This is a genomic window from Aquipuribacter nitratireducens (genome assembly GCF_037860835.1).
In the GTDB taxonomy this organism is placed as follows: Bacteria; Actinomycetota; Actinomycetes; order Actinomycetales; family JBBAYJ01; genus Aquipuribacter; species Aquipuribacter nitratireducens.
Genome location: NZ_JBBEOG010000009.1, coordinates 14,666 through 34,902, shown reverse-complemented (window position 1 = coordinate 34,902; position 20,237 = coordinate 14,666). Strand labels below are relative to the sequence as shown.

The window sequence follows — 20,237 nt, the reverse complement described above, 5'->3', positions numbered from 1 at the left end:
GCGGGCGACGTCAGCCGGAGGCGACGCGGCGGGGCCCTGCCAGGACAGCCGCGAGACGGGCGACCGAGTCGTCGAGGAGCGCGGCGACGGCGGCGTGGGACACGCGGTCGGTGTGCGCGTCGGCGACGTCGACCCCGGCGTCGACCTCGGTCCGGCGCCGTCGCAGTCGCCGCCACGAGCCGGAGGGCGGCGCGGCGGCCAGCGGCACCAGGCCCCGCGCGGCGTCCATCGCCTCGACGAGGCGCGTGACGTCCGCCGCGTCACCGACCCCCACGGCTTCCCCCAGGGTGGCCGCCTCGCGGAGGGTGAAGGTGCGGGACCTGCTCAGAGGGTCGAGTGCCGCTACGGCGGCCCGGTGGTCCCGGGTCATGACGAGCACGAGGTCCGCCGCCCGCAGAGCCGCGCGGTCGACGGGCCGGGCGGCGTGGCTGGACAGGGGGTCGCCACCGTCGGGGGCGCCGTCCTCGGCGCCGAGCAGCAGCCGGACGGCCTCGGGGCACACGCCTGCGCCTGTCACGGCTGCGGTGCCGGCGGAGCGCACGACCAGGTCGCCGCGGCCGCTCGCGTGCACCCGGCGGTCGAGCAGCGCCGCGGCCACGGGGGACCGGCAGACGTTGGCGGTGCAGACGACGAGCACCTCGGCGGTCACGGCGCCCTCGTGGCGGGTACGGCCGGGTCGGCGGCGGCCGGCGAGGGCCCGCGTGCCATGGCGAGGCCGAGCACGAGCGCGAGCAGGGCGGCGGTGCTCGGCCACAGCAGCACGTCGAACAGCACGACCATGGCGAGGCACGCGAGCACGGCGGGGCGGACCTCGGGTCCGGAGCGCAGGAGCGCCCGGACGAGCAGCACGGTGAGCAGGCCGAGCGCGACGAGGCCGCCCTGGGAGAGGGTGAGGACGAGCTGGTTGTCCACGGCGGCGAACCCGTCCTGCTGGAGCAGTCCGGCGCTGCGCAGCTCGGCCCCCGAGCCGTAGCCGTTCCCGAGGAGGACCGCGCGGAGGTCCTGCCACAGCAGGAGACGCTCGAACGACCGGAGGGCCTCGAGGCGGTGCTGGAACGAGCCGGACGACTCGATCGCGGCTGCGCGGTCGCCGAGGTCGTCGATCGTGCTGAGGGCCGTCACCACGGCCACGCCGACGGCGCCGGTGGCGACGAGCACGCGCGCGACGCTCACCCGGCCCGCCGACGCGAGGGCGAGCAGCAGGACCGCCACGAGCAGCGCGGTCCGGGCACCCGCCATGACGATGCCGACGAGCAGCAGGCCCTGCACCCCCGTGCGCAGCCACGGCCGCGAGCGCAGCAGCGGTGCGGCGAGCGCGAGCGCGACGAGCAGGAGCATCCCGAGCGGGAGGGGGTGCCCGAGTGTGCCCTGCGAGCGCTCGAGGCCCCCGATCACCTCGTTGCGCAGGGGGACCACCTGACCGGCCGACCCCAGCTGCGCGGGCGCCCACAGGTGCCGGGGGAACAGCCACGGCTCGACGAGCGCGAGCACCGCCTGCGTGCAGGCGAGCGCGACGACGACAGAGGCGAGGAGCCGGTGCCCGTCCGGGCCGGCGACCCCCGTGAGGACGAACACCGGGAACGCGGCGAGCGCCACGACGAGCAGCCCGACGAGCCCGCCGTCGTGCCCGGCCAGCAGCGTCGCGGCGGCGAGCACGCCGACGAGGGCGAGCCACAGCCACGTGCCGTGCGGCAGGGCCCGCCGGCTCGTGGCGACCACCCCGACCGTGCCCAGCGCCGCGAGCGCGGCGAGGACGAGCAGCAGGAGGGTCGAGGCGTTCGGCACCCGCGTCACCGGCACCGACACGAGCAGCGTGACGGCTGCCGCCACGGGTACCGCCGCCCGTGTGCTCGCGTGCCGCGCGAGGGCCGTGACCGCGAGCGCCGTCGCCGCGACGACGAGCACCCCGAGCTGCGCCGCGCGGGGGATGCCGCTGACCCCGGCGAACGCGAGGCAGACGAGGACCGCCACCGCCGCGACGCGGACGGCCGACACGGCTGGCGTTGTCGTCACCGCCGCCGCGGCCGTCGTCACCGCCGCCGCGGCCGTCGTCGTGGTCGACCCGTCCGTCGTCGTGCGGCTCATCGGGTGTGTCGTCGTCCCCCTCACCTGCGCGCCCTCCGGTACTCGTGGTCGACCACACCGACGGCGCCCGTCACCATGCCGAGACCCCGGGCCGCGAGCCGCACGCCCCGCGCCTGGTGCGCGGTCCACGGCAGCAGCGTGCCGACGAGCGCGCGGACGGCGCCGAGGGCGACGCGGGCGCCGCCGGACACCAGCAGCGACGCCCGGACCCGCCACCGGCGTGGGCCGGGCGGTGCCAGGGCCACCGAGGTGCGGCTCCACGTGTTGCCCCCGCGCCGGACCCGCCGCAGCACCCACGCCGGGCGCACCCGCGCGTCGGGCACGCGGTCGGTGACCGTCGCCTCCGCGCACCACACCATCACACCGCCCCGTGTCGCGATCTCCCGCGTGAACAGGGTGTCCGACCCCCCGCTCTCGCCGAACCGTGCGTCGAAGCGCACCCCGAGCCGGTCGACGGCGCGCAGGTCGAGGAGCAGGTTGTTGGTCGCGGCCACGTCGACGGTGCTGCCGGTCGGTAGGCGCCGGTGGTCGAAGAAGCGCCCCTTGGCCACCCACGGCCCGGGGGGCCGGTCGAAGCGGCAGTCGATCGGGCCGACGACCGCGGCGGCACCGGGGTGCGTCTCCCACGTCGCGACGAGCTGCGCGAGCCACCCCGGTGACGGCACCTCGTCGTCGTCGACGAACACGAGGAGCGCCTCCTGCGCGGCCTCGTCGAGGGCGCGGTTGCGGGCGGCTGCGATCCCGGGCTCGGGCTCGTGGACGTAGTGGACGCCGGGCAGGCCGGCGGCCTCGACCGCGTCCCGCGCACCGGCCGCGGGGTCGTTGTCGACGACGAGGACCCGCGCGGGCCGCGCCAGGTCCGCCGCCTGCGTCCTCAGCTCCGGCAGCACGCGCAGCAGCTCGGGGACCCGCAGGTACGTGAGGACGGCCACGACGACGCCGTTCCCGCGCGTCGTCCCCGTCACGCCGTCGCTGACGTCCGGCACGCGGCCGCCACCTCCTCCGCGAAGACGGGTGCGACGGCCTCGACGGAGAACGCCTGCAGAGCGCGTGTGCGCGCGCGCCGCCCGAGCTCGGCCCGGCGGGCGGGGTCGGCGAGGCCAGCGAGGGCGTCGGTGAGGGCGTCGACGTCGCCGGGCGGCACGAGCACCCCGCTGCCGTCGAGGGCCCACGGGACGGGACCGACGTGCGAGGCGACGACGCACGCCCCCGCCGTCAGGGCGTCGACGAGCTTGACGGGCAGCTGCGCCGGCGACCACTCCGACGCGAGGCTCGGGACCGCCACGACGTCGGCCGTCGCGACGAGCCGCTCGCCCTCCGCCAGCGACGTCGTCCCGAGCCAGCGCTCCCACGGCGCGGTGTCGGGAGGTGCCGCGCCCGTCACCTCGAGCGTGAAGCCGCGACCGTGGAGCCGGGCGACGGCGGCCCGGAGCACGTCGACGCCCTTGTGCGGGCGGACGGACCCCACGAACCGCACCACCGGGTGGCGCGACGCGGACGGGGCGCCTGCGGGGGCGGCCTCGCGCACGTGCGGCACGAGCCGGCCGCCGTACATCCGCTGCAGCTCGGGGTTGCTCACGAGCAGCGGCACGCGGGTCGCCTCCTGCCGCAGCCGCCGCAGCGTCCGGTACCGGGGGGTGAGGAGGCGACGGGCCGCGCGCTCGGGCCACGGCAGCCAGGTCGTCCGCACCTCGATGTCCGGGTCGTCGACGTCGAGGAGCAGCGGGCGCCCGGTCGCCCGTGTGAGCGCGAGCCCGAGCCCGAAGCTGTTCTCCACCGGCTTGACCGCCACGACGAGGTCGCAGTCCCGGGCCATGGCGAGCAGGCGGGGGTCGAGGGAGCCGCCCGGCTCCAGGGGCGCCACCCGGTGGCACGCCGCCGCCAGCTCGTGCTCCGCGAGCGGCGCCCACACCCGCTCGCCCTTCGGCGAGGCGACCGTCACCGACATGCCGCAGGCCCGGGCGAGCAGCCACAGGCAGTACGTGCGGCCGAGGGAGTTGTTGTCGAGGTTGGGCGTGAGGAGGAGGAGGCGGGCGCTCACGTCGGCACCTCCTGGACGGGACCGTCGCCCGCTCCGCGCCGGACGCCCCGCAGGAGCCTGACCGTCGACGCCGTGCTGCGGCGGTGGACGAGGCCCAGCACGAGGCCCAGCACGAGGAGGTACGCGGTCGCGCCGAGCAGGAGGGTGGCGACCGGGGGCCACCCGGCGAGCGTGACGAGGAGGTAGGCGCCGGCGCCCCACGCGCTCGCGTGGAGGGGCGGCGCCACGCAGCGCAGGGTCTCGCGGGCGCGCACACCGGCGAGGCGGTGCTGCAGCCGCAGGAGCACGGGCACGAGCGCGACGCCCGCAAGGGCGTACCCCACGGCCACCCCGAGCACCCCGAACGCGAGGCCGATGACGACGCCGGTCACCTGCACCGCGGTCGACAGCAGCTCGAACCGCAGGACAGTGCCGCCCCGGCCGAGCCCCTTGGCGAGGGTGGGGGTCACGTAGAAGACCGTCTCCCGGGCCCCCGCGAGCGCGAGCACCGCCACGAGCGGCGCGGCGGGCCGCCACGCGGGCCCGAGGACGACCTCGACGAGCTGCCATGCGGCCACGGCGGCGAGCCCCATCGCCGGCACCGCGGCGAGCGCGAGCGCGCGCGTGGCGACGAGGACCGTGCGGTGCAGCTGGTCGCGGTCGTCGGCCATGCGGGCGAAGGCGGGGAACATCACGCGGTTGACCGTCTGACCGACGAGCTGGACCGGCAGGACGAGGACCCGGTACGCCATGCCGTAGTACGCGAGGGCGGTCGTGCCGAGGACCCGTCCGACGAGGACGTTGTCGGTGTTGCGGGACAGGAACGCGACGAGCCCGGTCGCGAGCACCTGGCCGCTGAAGCCGAGCGAGTCCCGCAGCAGCCGGAGCCGGGCGTTGGGCAGCGGGCCGCGCGCCGCCACCAGCAGGACGGTCGCAGCGACCGCGTCGAGGACGACCGTCTGGACGACGAGGGACAGCACGCCGGCACCCAGCCCGAGCGCCACGAGCCCGGCCACGCAGCCCGCGCCCGCGCCGAGGAGGTCGGCGACCGCGACGGGCCGCAGCCGCAGGTCCCGCACGAGCAGCGCCCGGGGCGCGACCGCGGCGGCCTTGACGAGCAGGGCGGGGGCGAGGAGCACGAGGACGTCCGCGAGGGCGGGTGCGTCGAAGAACCCGGCGAGCGGCCCGGCGAGCAGCAGCGTCAGCGCGCCCAGCAGGACCGCGACCCCGAGGTTCGCCGTCGCCGTCGCACCTGCGAGACCCGCTGGGAGCCGGGGTCGCTGCACGAGCGCCGCCGCCAGGCCGAGGTCGAGCAGGAGCACGGTGAGGGTGACGTACACCGTCGCGAGGCTCACGACGCCGAAGCCCTCGGGGCCGAGCACGCGGGCGAGGACGAGGGCGAACAGCAGCTGGAAGGCCTGCCGGCCCGCCACCGACGCCCCGCTCCACGCCACGGCGGAGCGACCGCGGCCGGCTCCGAGGACGCCCGGCGTCACCGGGCCTACGGTCACGGACGGGACCCCCGGACGACGCCGGGGGCGACGTCGGACACGACGCCGGCGACGACGTCGGCGACACGGCGCCGGTAGGCGGTGGGGGAGTAGCGGTCGGCGGCGTACGCGCGGTCCGCGAGCGCGTCGTCCCGCACGTGCGCCCACGCGTCGCGGATCGCGACGACGGCGTCGGCGACGGCGTCCGGGTCGTCCGGGGCGACGGTCCGGGCGGCCCGCAGGCCGCTCGTCGCCTCCAGCAGGCCGGAGGTGCGGCTCGCGACGACGGGCCGCGCGGCCAGGGCCCCCTCGACCGCGGTGTTGCCGAACGGCTCGTCCGTCCGGGACGGCACGAGGAGGACGTCGCACCCGGCGAGCCACGGCCACACGTCGGGCCGGAAGCCGTGGAGCGCGACCCGGTCGGTCAGGCCGAGCGCCCGCACCTGGTCGCGCAGCTCCTGCTCGAACCACTCGTAGCCGGGGAACACGGCCCCGACGACGTCGAGCCGCGCCGGCACCCCGCGGTCCCGCAGCGCGGCGACCGCGGCGACGGCGACGTCGGGGCCCTTCCGCGGTGACAGCCGACCGAGGTAGAGGAGACGGACCTCCCCGTCGGGCGAGGCCCGCGGCGGCACGCACGCCGACGGTCCCTCGACCCCGTTCGGCACGACCTGCGTCCGGCTCGCGAGGGACGGCACCGCGTCGAGCAGCACTCCCTCGCTGAAGCGGCTGTTCGTCACGACCCGTCGCGCGCCGAGCAGCGGCAGGGCGAGCAGGCGCCGCAGGAGCGGGCGGGCGCTGCGCTCCGCCTCGTGGACGTGGCACACGACGGGGACGCGCAGCAGCCGTGCGAGCACGATCCACAGCGGCACCGTGACGGTGTTGACGAGGACGGCGACCGGCCGCGTGGCACGCAGCAGCGCCCACGAGGGCCGTAGGCCGGCCGCGGTGCTCCGGGCCAGGCGCAGCAGGCCGACCAGGGACAGGTACTGCTTGCGCAGCACCGGCGTGCGGCAGACGGTCACCCGCGCGCCGAGCGCCTCGAGCCGCGCCACGAGCGGACCGGGGCCCGCGAGCGCGACGACGACGTCGAGCCCCGCCTCGCGCAGTCCCGCGACGGACTCGGCGAGCACCCGGTCGGAGCCGTACAGCTCGCCGCCGGGGTGGGCGACGAGGACCGTCGCCGGCCCGGACCTCTGCGGCACCCGGCCCAGCCTAGGCGTCGGCCGGTGCGGCGGGGCCGGTCTCGCCGAGGACCTCCCGCAGCCGCGCGCTCGACGTGTGCCGGGTGTAGGGGAAGTAGACGATCTCGACGGGAAGGTCGGCGAAGGCGCGCTCGAGGGCGTCGCCGCGGGGGCTGCCGGGCCAGTCCCCGCCCTTGTAGTAGACGTCGAAGCGCACCTGCCGCCACAGGTCGAGCACGTCCGTCGACATCCGACCGATCGCGACGTCGACCGGGCGCATCGAGCGCACGACGGCGAGCCGCTCGGCGAACGGCACCGCCGGTCGCCGGCCCGTCAGCTGCGTCGCGACGTCGTCCTCCGCGACGGCGACGACGAGCTGGTCGCAGTCCAGCCGCGAGCGGCGCAGCACGTTGAGGTGGCCGACGTGGAACAGGTCGAACACCCCCGAGGTGAAGCCGACCCTCACTCGGCGAACACCGACCGGCGCAGGGCGCTGCTCGAGGTGTGCCGGGTGTACGGCAGGTACTCCACCCCGACCCCGAGCGCACCGAACTCCGCCTCGATGGCGTCCCAGGCGGGGGTGCCCCGCCAGTCGTCGCCGACGAACATGACGTCGAACTTGAGGTTCTCCCACGCGAGGCGCTTGTCCATCGTCGTCTGCGTCACGACGTCGTCGACGTAGCGGACGTTCTGCACGATCTCCATGCGCTCGAGCAGGGGGACGACGGGGGCGCGGCCCTTGCGCTGCTCGGCGAGCTCGTCGGTCGTCACGCCCACGATGAGGTGGTCGCAGCGGGACCTCGCGCCGCGGAGCACGTTGAGGTGCCCGACGTGGAACATGTCGAACACCCCGGTCGTGTACCCGATCCGTGCGCTCACGCGCCGCCCACCTCGACCATCCCGCCAGTATCCGCCCGGGCGCCGCGCGCAGACGGGTGACGGGCTGGTCCACCCGGGTGAGATCTGCGCGGATCACCCGTTCGTCGGCGTGTCCACGCCTTCAGGCCCCTCGTCACGTGCCCGATCCGGTGTGTCAGACCCCGAAAGCGAAGACGGACGGACACCGATGCGACTCCTGCCCCCCGCCCACGCCCGCCGCACCCTGACGAGAGGGACGCGCGCCGCCGTCGTCCTCACGGCCGTGACGGTCGCCGCCTCCGGTCTGCTGCCGCAGGGCACGCCCGGCTCCGCACCGTCGGCCGCGGCGGCGTACTGCACCGCCGCGTCCGGCGAGAACGGCTGGACGCCGGCCTCGACGGGGTCGCGCCGGACGCTCGGGGGCGCGGCGACGTGCACGGAGGCCGTGACGCGCACGGTCGTCCTGCCGACCTCCACCGCCACGACGTCCCCGGCGCCGACCGCCACGCCGACCGCCACCGCGACGGCCACGCCGACCGCCACGGCGACGTCGAGCCCCACCGCGACCACGGCGACCTCGGGCACCCTCGCCCCCGCGCCCGGCACGGGGACGGCCCGGTCCACCGGCACCACCTTCGCCGACGGAACCGTGCGCACCGTGTTCACCCTCGACCGCCTGCCGTCGTCCGGCGCCCTGTACCTGGCCGGCCACCTCCGGATGACGGGGACGAGCACCGGCTACCGCCCGCGCGTCAAGGTCCTGCCCGACGGCTCCGTCCGCCTCGACGTCCGCCAGGTCGTCGGTGGTGTCGAGAAGCCCGTCGGCACCGAGGTCGCCGTCCCGCTCACCGTCCGCCCCGGCGTCGCCTTCGCGTTCGAGGCGTCCGTGTCCGGCGGCAGCAGCACGGTCGTGCGGTCGCGGGCCTGGGCGGCCGGCGCCACGGCGCCCGCGTGGCAGCTGAGCACCACGCAGAGCACCGGCGCCACGACCGGTAGCGGCGACTCCGGGCTCTTCGCCTACCTGTCGACGACGTCCACGCCCGTCGCCGCGGCGTACCGCGACCTCACGGCGACCGCCACCACGACCGCCACGCCGACGCCCACGCCGACGACGACCACTCCGACGACCACTCCGACGTCCACTCCGACGTCCACTCCGACGCCCACCCCGACGCCCACCCCGACGCCCACCGTGTGGACGCCGGGCGCGGTGAAGCCCGACCTGTCGAACACCGGCGTGCCGGCCGGCACTCAGCTGAAGGTCCACCACGGGGACATCACCGTGACGACGCCCGGCACCGTCATCGACGGTCTCGACATCCGCGGCTTCCTGCGGATCGACGCCGCCGACGTCGTCGTGCGCCGCTCGATCGTGCGGGGCGGGCCCGCCGTCCGCGTCGAGGGCGTCATCACCCTCCGGTCGAAGGCCCGCAACGTCCTCATCGAGGACACCGAGGTCTACCCCTCCCAGCCGTCGGTGATGCTCGACGGCATCAAGGGCGCCAACTTCACCGCCCGCCGCGTCCACGTCCACGGCGGCGTCGACAACATCAAGGTCCACGGCAGCAACGTCCGCATCGAGGGCAGCTACCTCCACGCGCAGCACTACTACTCCTCCGACCCCCTGCAGAACGGCGGGCCCACGCACAACGACGCCCTCCAGGTGCTCGGCGGCGACGACATCGTCGTCATCGGCAACACCCTCGACAGCCGTCGCGAGCTCAACGCCGCGCTGCAGGTGACTCAGGACTACGCCCCCGTCACCCGCATGGAGTTCAGCCGCAACTGGGCCGACGGCGGCGGCTGCACGACGAACCTCAACCACAAGAAGCTCGCCGACCTGTACGGCGTGACGATGCGGGACAACGTCTTCGGCCGGGCCACCCGCTACGGCAACTGCGCGATCATCCTCACGACCAAGGCGTACCCGACGCTGAGCGGCAACCGGTACACCGACGGCGCCGCGGTGACCGTCAAGTACATGGCCCCCACGTCATGAGGCCGTCGACACGCCGTCCGGGCGTCCGTTCGTTGAGCCGAATTGGCGATCTCGTCACGCACCGTGCATCATCTGCGACGGTCAGTCCCCGACCCCCCTGCCCTGGTACCCGATCTGAAGGCCCGATTCCTGTGACCTCCAGCCGCTCGCGCCTGCTCGCGCTCCTGCTCGGCTTCGTCCTCGCCCTCACGGCGTCGTTCACGGTGCCGGCCTCCGCCGCCACCGTCACCCTGCGCCCCGGCACGTCCCACACGACGCCGAAGACCGCCACGGCGGTCAACCTCCGGGTCGCGTCGTCGTTCACCGTCCCGCAGCTGCCCTCGGGCGGTCCCCTCTACATCGGGGTCCCGCTGCGGGCGCAGAACGCCGGCACCCGCTACCACGCGCTCGTGCGGCTCATGCCGGACGGCGCCATGCGCCTCGACCTGCGTCACGTCGTCAACGGCACGGAGCGCACGCTGCGCTCGGTCACCCTGCCGCAGAAGCTGCGCGCCGGTCAGACGCTCACCGTCGAGGGCCACGTCGTCGGCTCGTCGCCGGTGTCGCTCGCCGGCCGCGCCTGGATCAAGGGCTCCGCGACCCCGGGCTGGCAGGTCGGCGCGACCTCGTCGACGTCGGACCGCATCACGCGCCCGGGCCTCACGGGCGCCACCGCGTACCTCTCGGGCTCCGCCCGCCAGCTGTCCGTCGGGATCGGCTCGATCGTCGCCGTCGCCACCAGCAGCGCCCCCGCCCTGCCGAGCACCTCACCGGCACCCGCGCCCGCACCCGCCCCGGCGCCCAGCACCGGCCGGCCGAGCGCGAGCACCACCGGCGTCCCCGCCGGCACGTCGCTCAAGGTCCACTACGGCAACCTCCGCATCACGACGGCCGGGACGGTCGTCGACGCGATGGACATCCGCGGCTTCCTCCGTGTCGAGGCGCCGAACGTCGTCGTCAAGCGCTCGGTCGTCCGCGGCGGCAAGGCCACCCGCGTCGAGGGTGTCGTCACCGTCACCCCGTCCGCGACGAACTTCGTCATCCAGGACAGCGAGGTCTACCCCTCGAAGCCGTCGGTCATGCTCGACGGCATCAAGGGCGCGAACTTCACCGCCCGCCGGGTCCACGTCCACGGTGGCGTCGACAACATCAAGGTCCACGGCAGCAACGTCCTCATCGAGGACAGCTACCTCCACGACCCGCACTACTTCTCCTCCGACCCGCTGCAGGGCGGCAAGGCGACCCACAACGACGGCGTGCAGATCCTCGGTGGCACGAACATCCGCGTGATCGACAACACCATCGACGTGAAGAACACCCACAACGCGGCGGTGCAGGTCACGCAGGACTTCGCCAAGACGAGCGCGGAGATCAGCCGCAACCACGTCGACGGCGGCCAGTGCTCGATCAACCTCAACCACAAGGACCTCGTCGAGCTCCGCACGGTCACGCTGCGGGACAACCGCTTCGGCCGCGACACCCGCTACAGCAACTGCGGGCTCATCGCGACGACGAAGGTCTACCCCGCCCTCAGCGGCAACCTCTTCACCGACGGCTCGTCGGTGCCGCTCAAGCGGATGTGACGTCCGCCTGCTCCGCCGGTCCCGGCCCCCGCTCGTCCGCGAGCGGGGGCCGTCCCGCGTAGTAGGCGGTGAACGTCGCCGACCACGGCCGGCCGACGACCCGCGTGCCCGGCGGGAGGAGGTCGCGGAACTCGCGCAGCGACAGCAGGCGGGTGAACTCGCTCCTGCTCGCCCGCCAGCGCGGCGACCAGTGCCGGAACAGGGTCGCCGTGTGCGACTCCATGGGGAACCACCGGTTGGGCGTCGTGATGACGAACGTGCGGCCCACCCGCACGTGCTCGGCGACGAAGCGCCGCTGGTCGGCCTCGTCGCCGACGTGCTCGATGACGGCGTTGGCCAGGAGCATGTCCGCGGCGCCGTCGGCAAACGGCATGCGGGTGGCGTCGGCGCGGAGGAACGGCCACGTCGGTTCGGCATGGAGGACGTCGAAGGCGGCGAAGACCCGGGCGCGGGCTGCGACGGCCCGCTCGACGATGCCCTCGTTGAGGTTGGTGCCGGGACTGCAGCCGACGAAGATGCAGTCGCGGACGTCGTGGTCGGCGAGGAAGCGGCCGATCGCGGCGGCCTTGCGGCGGCGACTGCGGATGCTGAAAGCCAGGACCGCTCGTCTCAGTACGTCAGGCCCACTTCTCGGCATCGTCCGAGTCTGCCCCGAGAGCGGCTTCAAGTGCGTCTTGCGACGGGCGCGCCAGTCGAACGCCGCGCGGGAGGAGCAGCAACCCGGGTATCCGCTTAAGGGGACCCGCCACAACATCGGCCGAGTCGTCGAGGAGAGTCCCGCGGGGTGGTGGGGTTTGAGGTGCGGCGAGGCGACCTGATGTAGGCGGCCATCGGCGGCATCTTCGGTGTGAAACGACCAAGTCACGCACTGAAGGAGAGCCACCGATGGCCGTGTCCCAGTCTGCCTTGCCCCCGTCCGTGTTGTCGGAGCTGCTCGAGCCGTTCCGCGCCGGTGACGGCGTCGACATGATCCGTGAGTCGGTCCGCGCCGTGCTGCAGGAGCTCATCGAGCTCGAGGCCACCGAGACGATCGGCGCCGCCCGCTACGAACGCTCCGAGGAGCGGGTCACCGACCGCAACGGTCACCGCCCGAAGCTGCTCACCACCAAGGCCGGCGACGTGCAGCTGCACATCCCGAAGCTGCGCAAGGGCACCTTCTACCCGGGGTTCCTCGAGCCTCGTCGCCGCATCGACACACAGGATCGACCAGGCCCTGTACTCGGTGGTGATGGAGGCCTACGTCCACGGGGTCAGCACCCGCGCCGTCGACGACCTCGTCGTCGCCCTCGGCGCCGACACCGGCATCAGCAAGTCCGAGGTCTCCCGGATCTGCGGGCAGCTGGATGAGTCGGTCGGCGCGTTCCGCACCCGCACCCTGACCCACACCACCTTCCCCTACGTCTACCTCGACGCGACCTACCTGCACGTACGGAACAAGCCCGGCCAGGGCGGGCAGGTCGTGTCGATCTCATCCCGTCTGGCCCGTGGTGGTGGCGACCGGTGTCGCCGCGGACGGCTCCCGTGAGGTCCTGGGGCTTGATGTCGGTGACAGCGCTGATTAGGTGAGGACGAGACGTTCTGGCGGGCGTTCCTGCTCAGCCTGAAGCAGCGCGGGCTCAGCGGGGTGCGCCTGGTCATCAGCGACCAGCACTCCGGCCTGGTGAAGGCCCTCACCCGCTGCTTCCAGGGTGCTGGGCACCAGCGCTGCCGGGTGCACTTCGTCCGCAACCTGCTCGCCCACGTCCCCAAGAGCCACGCCGACATGGCCGCGGCGGTGTTCCGCACGATCTTCGCCCAACCCGACCCCGCCGCGGTCGCCACCGCCTGGGACGAGGTCCGCGACCAGCTCGCCGGCTCCTTCCCCAAGATCGGCCCCCTCATGGACGACGCAAAGGCCGAGGTCCTCGCCTTCACCGGCTTCCCCAAGGCCCACTGGCGCAAGATCTGGTCCACCAACCCCCTCGAGCGGGTCAACAAGGAGATCAAGCGCCGCAGCCGCGTCGTCGGCATCTTTCCGAACGCCGCCGCCGTCATCCGCCTCGTCGGTGCGGTCCTCATCGACATGCACGACGAATGGATCGCCGGCGACCGCCGCTACCTCTCCGAGGAGTCCATGGCGCTGCTCAGCACCACCGTGGATACTGACGAACCTGCCGCACTCGAAAGCGGCAAGTAGGGCACCGAGGATCCCTCGAAGCCCACCACCCCATGGGGCTCAGTCAGTCGTCGTCGACGCCCTCGCCCGCGGGGAGCGGTTCTCGAGCTCTGAACCGCCCTGGGTTCGGTGGAGGCTCGGGCTATTGGATCCCGACCAAGGGCTGGTCGGTCCGTGCAGCAGCGTAGAACGCCTCCTCGAACTCGGTGGGCGGGATGTCGTCGAGGTAGCCGTGCAGGCGCTGGGTGTTGTGCCAGTGGACCCAGCCGAGGGTCGCGAGCTCGACGTCCTCGACGCTCTTCCACGGTCCTGATCGGGCGGGTCCGCGGATGAGCTCGGCCTTGTAGTAGCCGTTCACCGTCTCCGCGAGGGCGTTGTCGTAGGAGTCCCCGACAGTGCCGATCGAGGGGACCGCGCCGATCTCGGCCAGTCGCTCGCCGTAGCGCAGCGACGTGAACTGACTGCCGGCATCCGAGTGGCAGCGCAGGCCGGTCAGGTGGGTGCCGCGGGACCAGCGGGCCATCTCGATCGCGTCGAGCACCGTGTCGGTGCGCATGGTCGAGGCGACCCGCCACCCCACGATCATCCGGCTGAACGCGTCGATGATGAAGCAGACGTAGGCGATCCCGCCCACGTGGGCACGTAGCTCAGGTCGGTCACCCACAGCTGGTTCGGGGCCTGTGCGGTGAACTCGCGACGGACTGGGTCGGGGTGCCGGGCCGCGGCCGGGTCGGCGCGTGTGGTGCGGACCCGCTTGGTCCGGCGGGCGCCCTCGATGCCCTCGGCGCGCATCAGCCGGGCGACCTGGTCCCGGCCGACGTAGTGGCTGGCGCGGCGGGCCGCCTTCCACAGCTTCCGCGCCCCGTAGACCCGGTAGTTCGCGTCCCACAGACCGCGCAGTGCCGGGCGCAGCTCGGCGTCGCGCAGGGAGCGGGCGGACGGCTCCCGCTGCTTCGCGGCGTAGTACGTGCTCGGGGCCACCGTCAGACCTGCCTCACGCAGGACCGTGACGATGGGCTCGACCCCGAGCCGGCTGCCTTCCACGACGTCCACAATCAGGTCGCGGTTGGCGTCGATGAAGGCGACTACTTCTTGTGCTGGCGGTCGAGCTCCGCGATGCTCCTATGTCAAGCCGCGACGGCGAGCGGGACGGGAGACCGCTGCGGGCGCGTCTGCGGGCGCTCCTGCAGGCGTGTGCGGTGGTCGACGGTCTGCGCGGTGTAGACGGCGTCGGACAGGCGCCGGCGCAGCAGCCGGAGAGCGGCGACGCGGTCCTTGCCTCGCTCGGTCTGCTTGGCCAGGTAGGCCTGGCCGGGCCCGACGCCGCGGGCCTGGGTGACGGCGATCATGTGCAGGGCGCAGTTGAGTGTCCGGTTGCCGCCGCGGTTGAGGCGGACCTTGCCTCGGCTGCTGCCCGACCACACTGGCACCGGAGCGGTGCCGGTGAAGCGGGCGTAGGCGTCCTTGTCGCGGAAGCGGTGGACGCCGGCGGTCTCACCGATGATCACTGCCGCGGACAGCACCCCGCAGCCGGGCACCGCCAGCAGGGACGGGTTCAGGCGCGCGACCAGGTCGCGTAGTTCACGTTCGAGCTCGTTGATCTGCCCGCTGAGTTCCTGGCAGCGTTCCAGCAGCTGCCGCGCGAGCCGGGCGACGACGCCGTCGAAGCGGTCGAGTTCCTGCAGCAGCTCACGGGCCACCCGCTGCCGGCGCAGACCGCGGCTGGGGATGAGCAGGTCGGGGTCGAGCTCGTGCAGATGCCAGCGGACCTGCGCGGCGATCCTCGTGCGCTGTCTGACCAGGTCACGGCGGTGATCCGACAACAGCTTGACCTCCCGGGCGGGGCCGTCCAGCTCGGCGACCGGCAGGTCCGGGTGCCGCAGGGCGGCCACCGCGACGGCCTCGGCGTCGATGGGGTCGGACTTGCCGGGCTCACGCGCGGCACGTCGGGAGTCGGCCATCAGGCGGGTCGGCACCCGCAGGACCCGGTGCCCGGCGGTGAGGAGGTCCGCCTCCAGGCGGCGGGTCAGATGACGGCAGTCCTCGAGCGCGAAGCGGACCCCGACCGTGTCGTGGTCGCTGAAGCGGGCGGCCCACTCCACCAGCCTCAGGTGACCCTCGGAGTTGGCCGTCACCGTGGTCGTGGCCAACCGGCGGCCGACCTCGTCGACGACGACCACGGTGTGGGTCCGCTTGTGCGAATCAGCGCCGATCATGACCACGAGCAGCTCCTCCAGAGACGTCGAACGTGCGGGTGTCCTGACGTCCGCGAGGGCGGGCACGCCTCAATCCAGCACGGCTCGCCGCCGCGACAGGCTCCTATCAGGCCACGCCCCGCGGACGTCAGGACACCCGGCCGGAGCCGCACATCGCGGACAAGCCATCGACCGCGCTGACGTACGACACCACTACGACGACGACCGAGGCAGCGAAGAAACGAGCGAACCCCGACCGGGCACCCCCGAGACTGGCATTGACCCGAAGAAACTTGCGGCCCGCTTCAGGATCTCGTTCGCGCGGCGCAGCTCCCGGTTCTCCTGCTCCAGCTCCTTCAACCGCGCCGACTCCTCGCTCGTCACCCCCGGCGCACGGCCGTCGTCGCCTGGCGCACCCACAGCCGGACCGATTCCGAGCCGTAGCCGAGCTGGCTCGCGACCCGCTGCACCGTCCCCTGGCTCGTCCCGAGCTCGGCCCGCAGGGCACGGACCATGCGCACCGCCGCGTCCTTCTCCTCCTGGCTGTACCGCCGGGTCTGGGGCTTCCCAGGCGTCTTCTCCTTCGGCATGGCTCCATCCTCGTTTCCAGGGTCAAGAGCCTCCACCGAACCCAGGGCGGTTCAGAAGGAGCAGCCGGAGGTCGAGCTGCTCGTCGTCGACGCGGTCGACGAGCGCCCGGCCGTAGGCGGATCCACGTCTGGGGTGGGTGTCCGCGTCATAGTCATGGTTTGAAGGACTCGTGTACCAAGCGGGCGGTGGCCATCGGCTCGCCGATCTCCAGGACGTGGACGTCGGCGCCTCGTACTGTCGCGGCTGCGGCAAGCAGGAAGCGCACCGGGTCGCGGTAATGGTTGAACGACAGATCAATCAGAGCCCGCAGACCGTCAATCCGCGGCACCCGCTCTAGCCGCGGGGGGCCGCTGGTTCGGCGTGGTAGCAGAACGTTCAGGATCGGCACCGCTTTGCAAGGTCCGCCTAGCGCCGCCGCCGGAAACAGAAGTTCGCGATCCCCGTCGAGAAGCTGTTCGCCATCGACGCCTCTGGCTTCGCTCAGGCCGACGGCGCGGGCGCTCCACCGGCTCAGGGCGACCGGCTTCGGGTAAGGCAGCGCCGAGACTGGCCCCTCATACGCCTCGTCTGTGACGGGCGCGTCGTCGAGAACTAGCGCCTCGTCGGATAGGTAGCCGGCACCCGCGCAGCAAAGTGCGGCCGAGAGCGTCGACTTCCCAGCGCCCGACACCGCGGGCACAGCGACCGCGCCGCCTCCGATTTCCACGACAGCCGCATGAACAGCTGGCCACTGCAGACGGGCGACGAGCGTTCGGTTTACGACGGCTGACGCCTCTGCAAGATCCCGTACGACCACATGCTCGACGTCCGACGAACCTGCGCCGTCGGCCGCTGTGAAGGGCTGCCAGAGCGCCTCGAGCGCTGCGAGGATGTCGTAGTCGCCGTCGAGTGCAAGGAGCGCGCCGTCGCCAGCCAGCAGGTGCAGGCTCATGCCCGCTGATCGGGCAGGTCATCGGCGGGGTAGCCGACGTGGTCATCGGCATCGGCCAACAGCCGCTCGTTTGCAAGCAGCGCGATCCCTGTCTCAGCGCCCACCCGCGCCTCGTCAACGTTGACATTGAAGACGTCGACGAGATGGTCGACGAGGTCCTGGACGCCCCGCACGGGCAAACGTCGCCATATCGCCGACGCGGAAGAGTTGAGAAGCACGACGCGGTCCGTCTTCGGGTGGTAGACGGCGATCTCGCCGTCGACCTCGACCTCGGTGAGGCGCGCGTCGACCCGCTTCAGCACGGCGCCAGCCTAAGGCCCATGAGTGGGCTGGGCAGGGGATTGGCGGCAAAAGCACACGCCGCGCGCGCGCGTCCCAATAGGGTCTTGGCGGCCCCTACTCGAGACCCGCTCCCGGCATGTTGCATGTGGCCGCCGGTGACCGGGACCTGCCCCTGGAGAAGCCATGACCGTCCCGCTTCCCCGCGAGGCGCCCCCGCGGGGGCGTGTCCTGATCGTTGTGCAGAACATGCCGTACCGGTTCGATCGTCGGGTGCAGAACGAGGCGCGAGCCCTCCTCGCCGCCGGCACCGGCGTGACGGTCATCTGCCCGCGCGCAACGCCCGATGAGGCAGAAGTCCACGACCACGACGGCGTCACCGTTCGCTCGTACGCGCCGCCGCCGCCGACGAGCGGGATCCTCAGCTATTTCCGCGAGTTCGTCGTGGCGTGGCTACGAACCGCCCAGTTGTCGTGGCGCTGTCACAGAAGTGAGGGCTTCGCCGTTCTCCAGGCGTGCAACCCCCCGGACACGTACTGGCTCCTCGCGCTGATCTGGCGGCTCTGGGGCAAGGGGTTCGTCTACGACCAGCACGATCTGTGCCCGGAGGTGTTCCTGGACCGGTTCGGGCGACGCTCGTTCCGGGACCGCGTCCTGCACCGGCTCCTCCTGTGGCTCGAGCGGGCGAGCTACGCGACCGCCGACCTCGTCGTGTCGCCGAACGAGAGCTACCGCGAGATAGCGACGGGCCGCGGCCGGGTGCCGCTCGACCGGACGACCATCGTCATGAGCACGCCGGACCACAGGATCATGCGCCGCAGCGAACCGAAGCCCGGCGCCCGGGACCGATTCGCCAACCTCGTCGTGTACGTCGGCGTCATGGGCCCGCAGGACGGCGTCGAGCGAGTGCTCGACACGGCGCGGACGCTTCGTGACCGCGGCCGCGACGACATCCGCTTTGTGCTCCTCGGCTTCGGCGACAGCGAGCCCAGGCTGCGGCGGCTTTCAGCGCAGTTCGGCCTCGACGGCCACGTCCACTTCACCGGACGCGTGCAGCAGCCGGAGGTCGTTGCGTGGCTTTCAGCTGCTGACGTCGGGCTCACGCCCGATCCGCCGAGCGCGTTCAACGAGCGCTCGACGATGAACAAGACGCTCGAGTACATGGCGTGCGAGCTGCCCGTCGTCGCGACGGACCTCCTCGAGACCCGCCGCAGCGCCGGCGAAGCAGCGGTCTACGTACAAACAGTCGAGGAGATGGCCGACGCCGTCGACGCGCTCCTCGATGACCCTGCACGCCGAGGTTGGATGGGTGCGGTCGGACGCGCGCGCATCGAGGGCGAGTTGTCGTGGGACCGCTTCGCCCACGCCTACGTGGCGGCCGTGCAGCGCGTCTTGTCTAAGGGGGCACGTGGCGCGCGTGGCCCCGTGGGCGGTGGCGCCGCACGCCCGATCGAAGCGTCGCGCTTGTGAGCGAGTCGTGGGTGTCAGTCGTCGTGCCAGCTCACAACGAGGCGGCGGTCCTGCGGCGCTGCCTAACGACTCTCGTTGATGGCGCCCGGCCTGGCGTCGACGTGGTCGTCGTCGTCAATGGCTCGACTGACGCCACGACTGACGAAGCTCTCTCGCTTGTACCGGCATTCACCGCGGCGGGGCATGCCCTGCGCGTGGAGGTCTTGCCTTCCCTCGGCAAGGCCGCTGCCCTCCGGCGCGGGGTGGCGCTTGCTTCCGCGCACCCGCTCGTACTGCTCGACGCCGACGTGGAGTTGAGTGGCGACTCGCTGAGCGCGCTCGTGTCGGCACTGCCGGAAAGGCCGGGCCCTCACGTCGCAACAGCCCGCTCCGACATCGACGCCTCTCAGTCATCGGTGTGGGTGAGGTCGTGGGTGCGGACGTGGTCGGGGTTGCCGTATGCACGCGAGCACCTCGTCGGAAGTGGGGTTGTCGCAGTTGACCGGTGCGGCGCCGACGTCGTGGCGGCGCTCCCAGACGTGACCAACGACGACGCCTGGATCCGTCGGCAGTTCGGCCCGGGAGAGAGGGCGGCGACAGACGTCGTCTTCACTTTGACGGCGCCACGAACGCTAAGGGCGCTCGTGCGCCGGCGCGCCCGCGTCGTGCTAGGCAACGAGGCGCTCGAGCGGGAGTTCGGACCGGATCAGGCCGCCACACGCGGCGGAGACCTTCTGGGTCTCGTGCGCTCGCGGCGGGCCACCCCCGCCGACGTCGCGGTCTACGTCGTTGTCTCGCTCCTCGTCCGGCTGACGGCCGCGGTGCGGCGCGCGCGTGGCCGGCAGGGCGAGTGGGCGACGGATGCAACGAGTCGGGAGCCGGTGGCGTGAGCCGGCGCTCGGACCTGAGGCGGTTGTTCGACCCGCGGTTGTGGGCCCACGTCCTGCGCATCGTCAACTTCTACGGCTACTCCCACGTCGAGCAGCGGCGGAGGCTCATCGCGGGCCCCGGGCTGCGGATGTCGCCATCAGTGAGCCTTCGCAACGCTCAGCGGATAGCGCTCGGACGCGAGGTGCACGTGGGCGAGCGGAGCTCGCTGTGGGCGGGGGACTCGACCGGGCGCATCGTCCTCGGCGACCACTGCCTCCTGGCGCCGGAGGTCTTTATCACCGCCAGCAACTACGGCACGGTGTGGGGTGCGCCCGTGATGCAGCAGCCGAAGCAAGAGCGCGATGTCATAGTCGGCGCCGACGTTTGGCTGGGGGTACGCGCCGTTCTGCTGCCCGGGGTGAGAGTTGGCGACGGCGCAGTCGTCGCAGCAGGCAGCGTCGTTACGCGGGCTGTGCCGAGCGGAGCCATCGTCGCCGGTGCACCCGCTCGGGTCATCGGATGGCGCGGGGGTGCTCCCGACGCCCCAGCCACCACCGAGGCGGGGTAAC

General features: G+C 73.0%; 18 protein-coding genes and 3 pseudogenes. 7 read left to right on the top strand and 14 right to left on the bottom strand.

Going from position 1 to position 20,237, the window contains the following annotated elements; all coding sequences use genetic code 11:
• Positions 1 to 10 precede the first annotated feature (10 nt).
• The 8 genes from WAB14_RS15140 to WAB14_RS15105 are packed head-to-tail and all read right to left on the bottom strand — an operon-like array spanning position 11 to position 7,658.
• Positions 11 to 649, bottom strand: a complete 639-nt coding sequence (locus WAB14_RS15140) for an arsenate reductase/protein-tyrosine-phosphatase family protein (RefSeq protein WP_340271029.1) — start codon at positions 647 to 649, stop codon at positions 11 to 13.
• Positions 646 to 2,085 carry a hypothetical protein gene (locus WAB14_RS15135; protein WP_340271028.1) on the bottom strand — a complete coding sequence of 480 codons (1,440 nt, stop codon included), beginning with the start codon at positions 2,083 to 2,085 and terminating at the stop codon, positions 646 to 648. The genes WAB14_RS15140 and WAB14_RS15135 overlap by 4 nt, the downstream gene beginning before the upstream one ends.
• A 20-nt stretch (positions 2,086 to 2,105) precedes the next feature.
• Complete coding sequence (locus tag WAB14_RS15130) at positions 2,106 to 3,071, bottom strand: glycosyltransferase family 2 protein (protein WP_340271026.1); 966 nt, start codon at positions 3,069 to 3,071, stop codon at positions 2,106 to 2,108.
• Positions 3,047 to 4,126 carry a glycosyltransferase family 4 protein gene (locus tag WAB14_RS15125; protein ID WP_340271025.1) on the bottom strand — a complete coding sequence of 360 codons (1,080 nt, stop codon included), beginning with the start codon at positions 4,124 to 4,126 and terminating at the stop codon, positions 3,047 to 3,049. The genes WAB14_RS15130 and WAB14_RS15125 overlap by 25 nt, the downstream gene beginning before the upstream one ends.
• Positions 4,123 to 5,601 carry a lipopolysaccharide biosynthesis protein gene (locus tag WAB14_RS15120; RefSeq protein WP_340271024.1) on the bottom strand — a complete coding sequence of 493 codons (1,479 nt, stop codon included), beginning with the start codon at positions 5,599 to 5,601 and terminating at the stop codon, positions 4,123 to 4,125. Before WAB14_RS15120 ends, WAB14_RS15125 begins: the two co-directional genes overlap by 4 nt.
• 11 nt (positions 5,602 to 5,612) lie before the next feature.
• A complete protein-coding gene (locus WAB14_RS15115) occupies positions 5,613 to 6,800 on the bottom strand; it encodes a glycosyltransferase (RefSeq protein ID WP_340271023.1) in 1,188 nt (395 codons plus the stop codon).
• A 10-nt stretch (positions 6,801 to 6,810) separates the two neighbouring features.
• Complete coding sequence (locus WAB14_RS15110) at positions 6,811 to 7,245, bottom strand: FAD synthase family protein (RefSeq protein ID WP_340271021.1); 435 nt, start codon at positions 7,243 to 7,245, stop codon at positions 6,811 to 6,813.
• Entirely contained in the window at positions 7,242 to 7,658 is a 417-nt protein-coding gene (locus tag WAB14_RS15105) for an FAD synthase family protein (protein WP_340271019.1), read from the bottom strand. Before WAB14_RS15105 ends, WAB14_RS15110 begins: the two co-directional genes overlap by 4 nt.
• A 187-nt stretch (positions 7,659 to 7,845) precedes the next feature.
• On the opposite strand from WAB14_RS15105, the gene WAB14_RS15100 reads away from it, so the two are divergent.
• Both WAB14_RS15100 and WAB14_RS15095 read left to right on the top strand, forming a co-directional pair.
• The gene (locus tag WAB14_RS15100) at positions 7,846 to 9,636 is read left to right on the top strand and encodes a right-handed parallel beta-helix repeat-containing protein (RefSeq protein WP_340271017.1); all 1,791 of its coding nucleotides are present in this window, start codon (positions 7,846 to 7,848) and stop codon (positions 9,634 to 9,636) included.
• Between the two features lie 131 nt (positions 9,637 to 9,767).
• Entirely contained in the window at positions 9,768 to 11,198 is a 1,431-nt protein-coding gene (locus tag WAB14_RS15095) for a right-handed parallel beta-helix repeat-containing protein (RefSeq protein ID WP_340271015.1), read from the top strand.
• Here the strand turns inward: WAB14_RS15095 and WAB14_RS15090 are convergent.
• Complete coding sequence (locus WAB14_RS15090; protein WP_340271013.1) at positions 11,185 to 11,835, bottom strand: methyltransferase domain-containing protein; 651 nt, start codon at positions 11,833 to 11,835, stop codon at positions 11,185 to 11,187. The two genes, WAB14_RS15095 and WAB14_RS15090, sit on opposite strands and share 14 nt — an antisense overlap.
• Before the next feature lie 248 nt (positions 11,836 to 12,083).
• Here WAB14_RS15090 and WAB14_RS18270 point away from each other — a divergent pair, with 248 nt between their 5' ends.
• Entirely contained in the window at positions 12,084 to 12,545 is a 462-nt protein-coding gene (locus tag WAB14_RS18270; protein ID WP_422665465.1) for a transposase, read from the top strand.
• Positions 12,427 to 13,374, top strand: a pseudogene (locus WAB14_RS15085) (IS256 family transposase). The gene WAB14_RS18270 and the pseudogene WAB14_RS15085 overlap by 119 nt, the downstream one beginning before the upstream one ends.
• 121 nt (positions 13,375 to 13,495) lie before the next feature.
• Here the strand turns inward: WAB14_RS15085 and WAB14_RS15080 are convergent.
• From WAB14_RS15080 to WAB14_RS15060, 5 genes and pseudogenes are all read right to left on the bottom strand, one after another.
• Positions 13,496 to 14,466 (bottom strand): annotated as a pseudogene (locus WAB14_RS15080) (IS3 family transposase); the annotation flags it as partial.
• A gap of 14 nt (positions 14,467 to 14,480) precedes the next feature.
• Entirely contained in the window at positions 14,481 to 15,635 is a 1,155-nt protein-coding gene (locus tag WAB14_RS15075; protein WP_340271011.1) for an IS110 family RNA-guided transposase, read from the bottom strand.
• 198 nt (positions 15,636 to 15,833) lie between these two features.
• Positions 15,834 to 16,138: pseudogene (locus WAB14_RS15070) on the bottom strand (transposase); the annotation flags it as partial.
• A 152-nt stretch (positions 16,139 to 16,290) separates the two neighbouring features.
• Positions 16,291 to 17,070 carry a hypothetical protein gene (locus WAB14_RS15065; protein WP_340271010.1) on the bottom strand — a complete coding sequence of 260 codons (780 nt, stop codon included), beginning with the start codon at positions 17,068 to 17,070 and terminating at the stop codon, positions 16,291 to 16,293.
• Positions 17,067 to 17,372, bottom strand: coding sequence for a PqqD family protein (locus WAB14_RS15060; RefSeq protein WP_340271009.1), 306 nt, complete (start codon positions 17,370 to 17,372; stop codon positions 17,067 to 17,069). Before WAB14_RS15060 ends, WAB14_RS15065 begins: the two co-directional genes overlap by 4 nt.
• A 250-nt stretch (positions 17,373 to 17,622) precedes the next feature.
• On the opposite strand from WAB14_RS15060, the gene WAB14_RS15055 reads away from it, so the two are divergent.
• The 3 genes from WAB14_RS15055 to WAB14_RS15045 are packed head-to-tail and all read left to right on the top strand — an operon-like array spanning position 17,623 to position 20,236.
• Positions 17,623 to 18,819 (top strand): glycosyltransferase family 4 protein, encoded by a 1,197-nt coding sequence (locus WAB14_RS15055; protein WP_340271007.1) that lies wholly within the window; start codon positions 17,623 to 17,625, stop codon positions 18,817 to 18,819.
• Positions 18,816 to 19,688, top strand: a complete 873-nt coding sequence (locus tag WAB14_RS15050; RefSeq protein ID WP_340271006.1) for a glycosyltransferase family 2 protein — start codon at positions 18,816 to 18,818, stop codon at positions 19,686 to 19,688. The genes WAB14_RS15055 and WAB14_RS15050 overlap by 4 nt, the downstream gene beginning before the upstream one ends.
• Entirely contained in the window at positions 19,685 to 20,236 is a 552-nt protein-coding gene (locus WAB14_RS15045) for an acyltransferase (RefSeq protein WP_340271005.1), read from the top strand. The genes WAB14_RS15050 and WAB14_RS15045 overlap by 4 nt, the downstream gene beginning before the upstream one ends.
• The last annotated feature ends 1 nt before the right edge of the window (position 20,237 follow it).

Coding starts and splice junctions, on each gene's coding strand:
- WAB14_RS15135 (WP_340271028.1), bottom strand. CDS start 2,085: ATGAGCCGCACGACGACGGACGGGTCGACCACGACGACGGCCGCGGCG.
- WAB14_RS15100 (WP_340271017.1), top strand. CDS start 7,846: ATGCGACTCCTGCCCCCCGCCCACGCCCGCCGCACCCTGACGAGAGGG.
- WAB14_RS18270 (WP_422665465.1), top strand. CDS start 12,084: ATGGCCGTGTCCCAGTCTGCCTTGCCCCCGTCCGTGTTGTCGGAGCTG.
- WAB14_RS15065 (WP_340271010.1), bottom strand. CDS start 17,070: ATGAGCCTGCACCTGCTGGCTGGCGACGGCGCGCTCCTTGCACTCGAC.
- WAB14_RS15090 (WP_340271013.1), bottom strand. CDS start 11,835: ATGCCGAGAAGTGGGCCTGACGTACTGAGACGAGCGGTCCTGGCTTTC.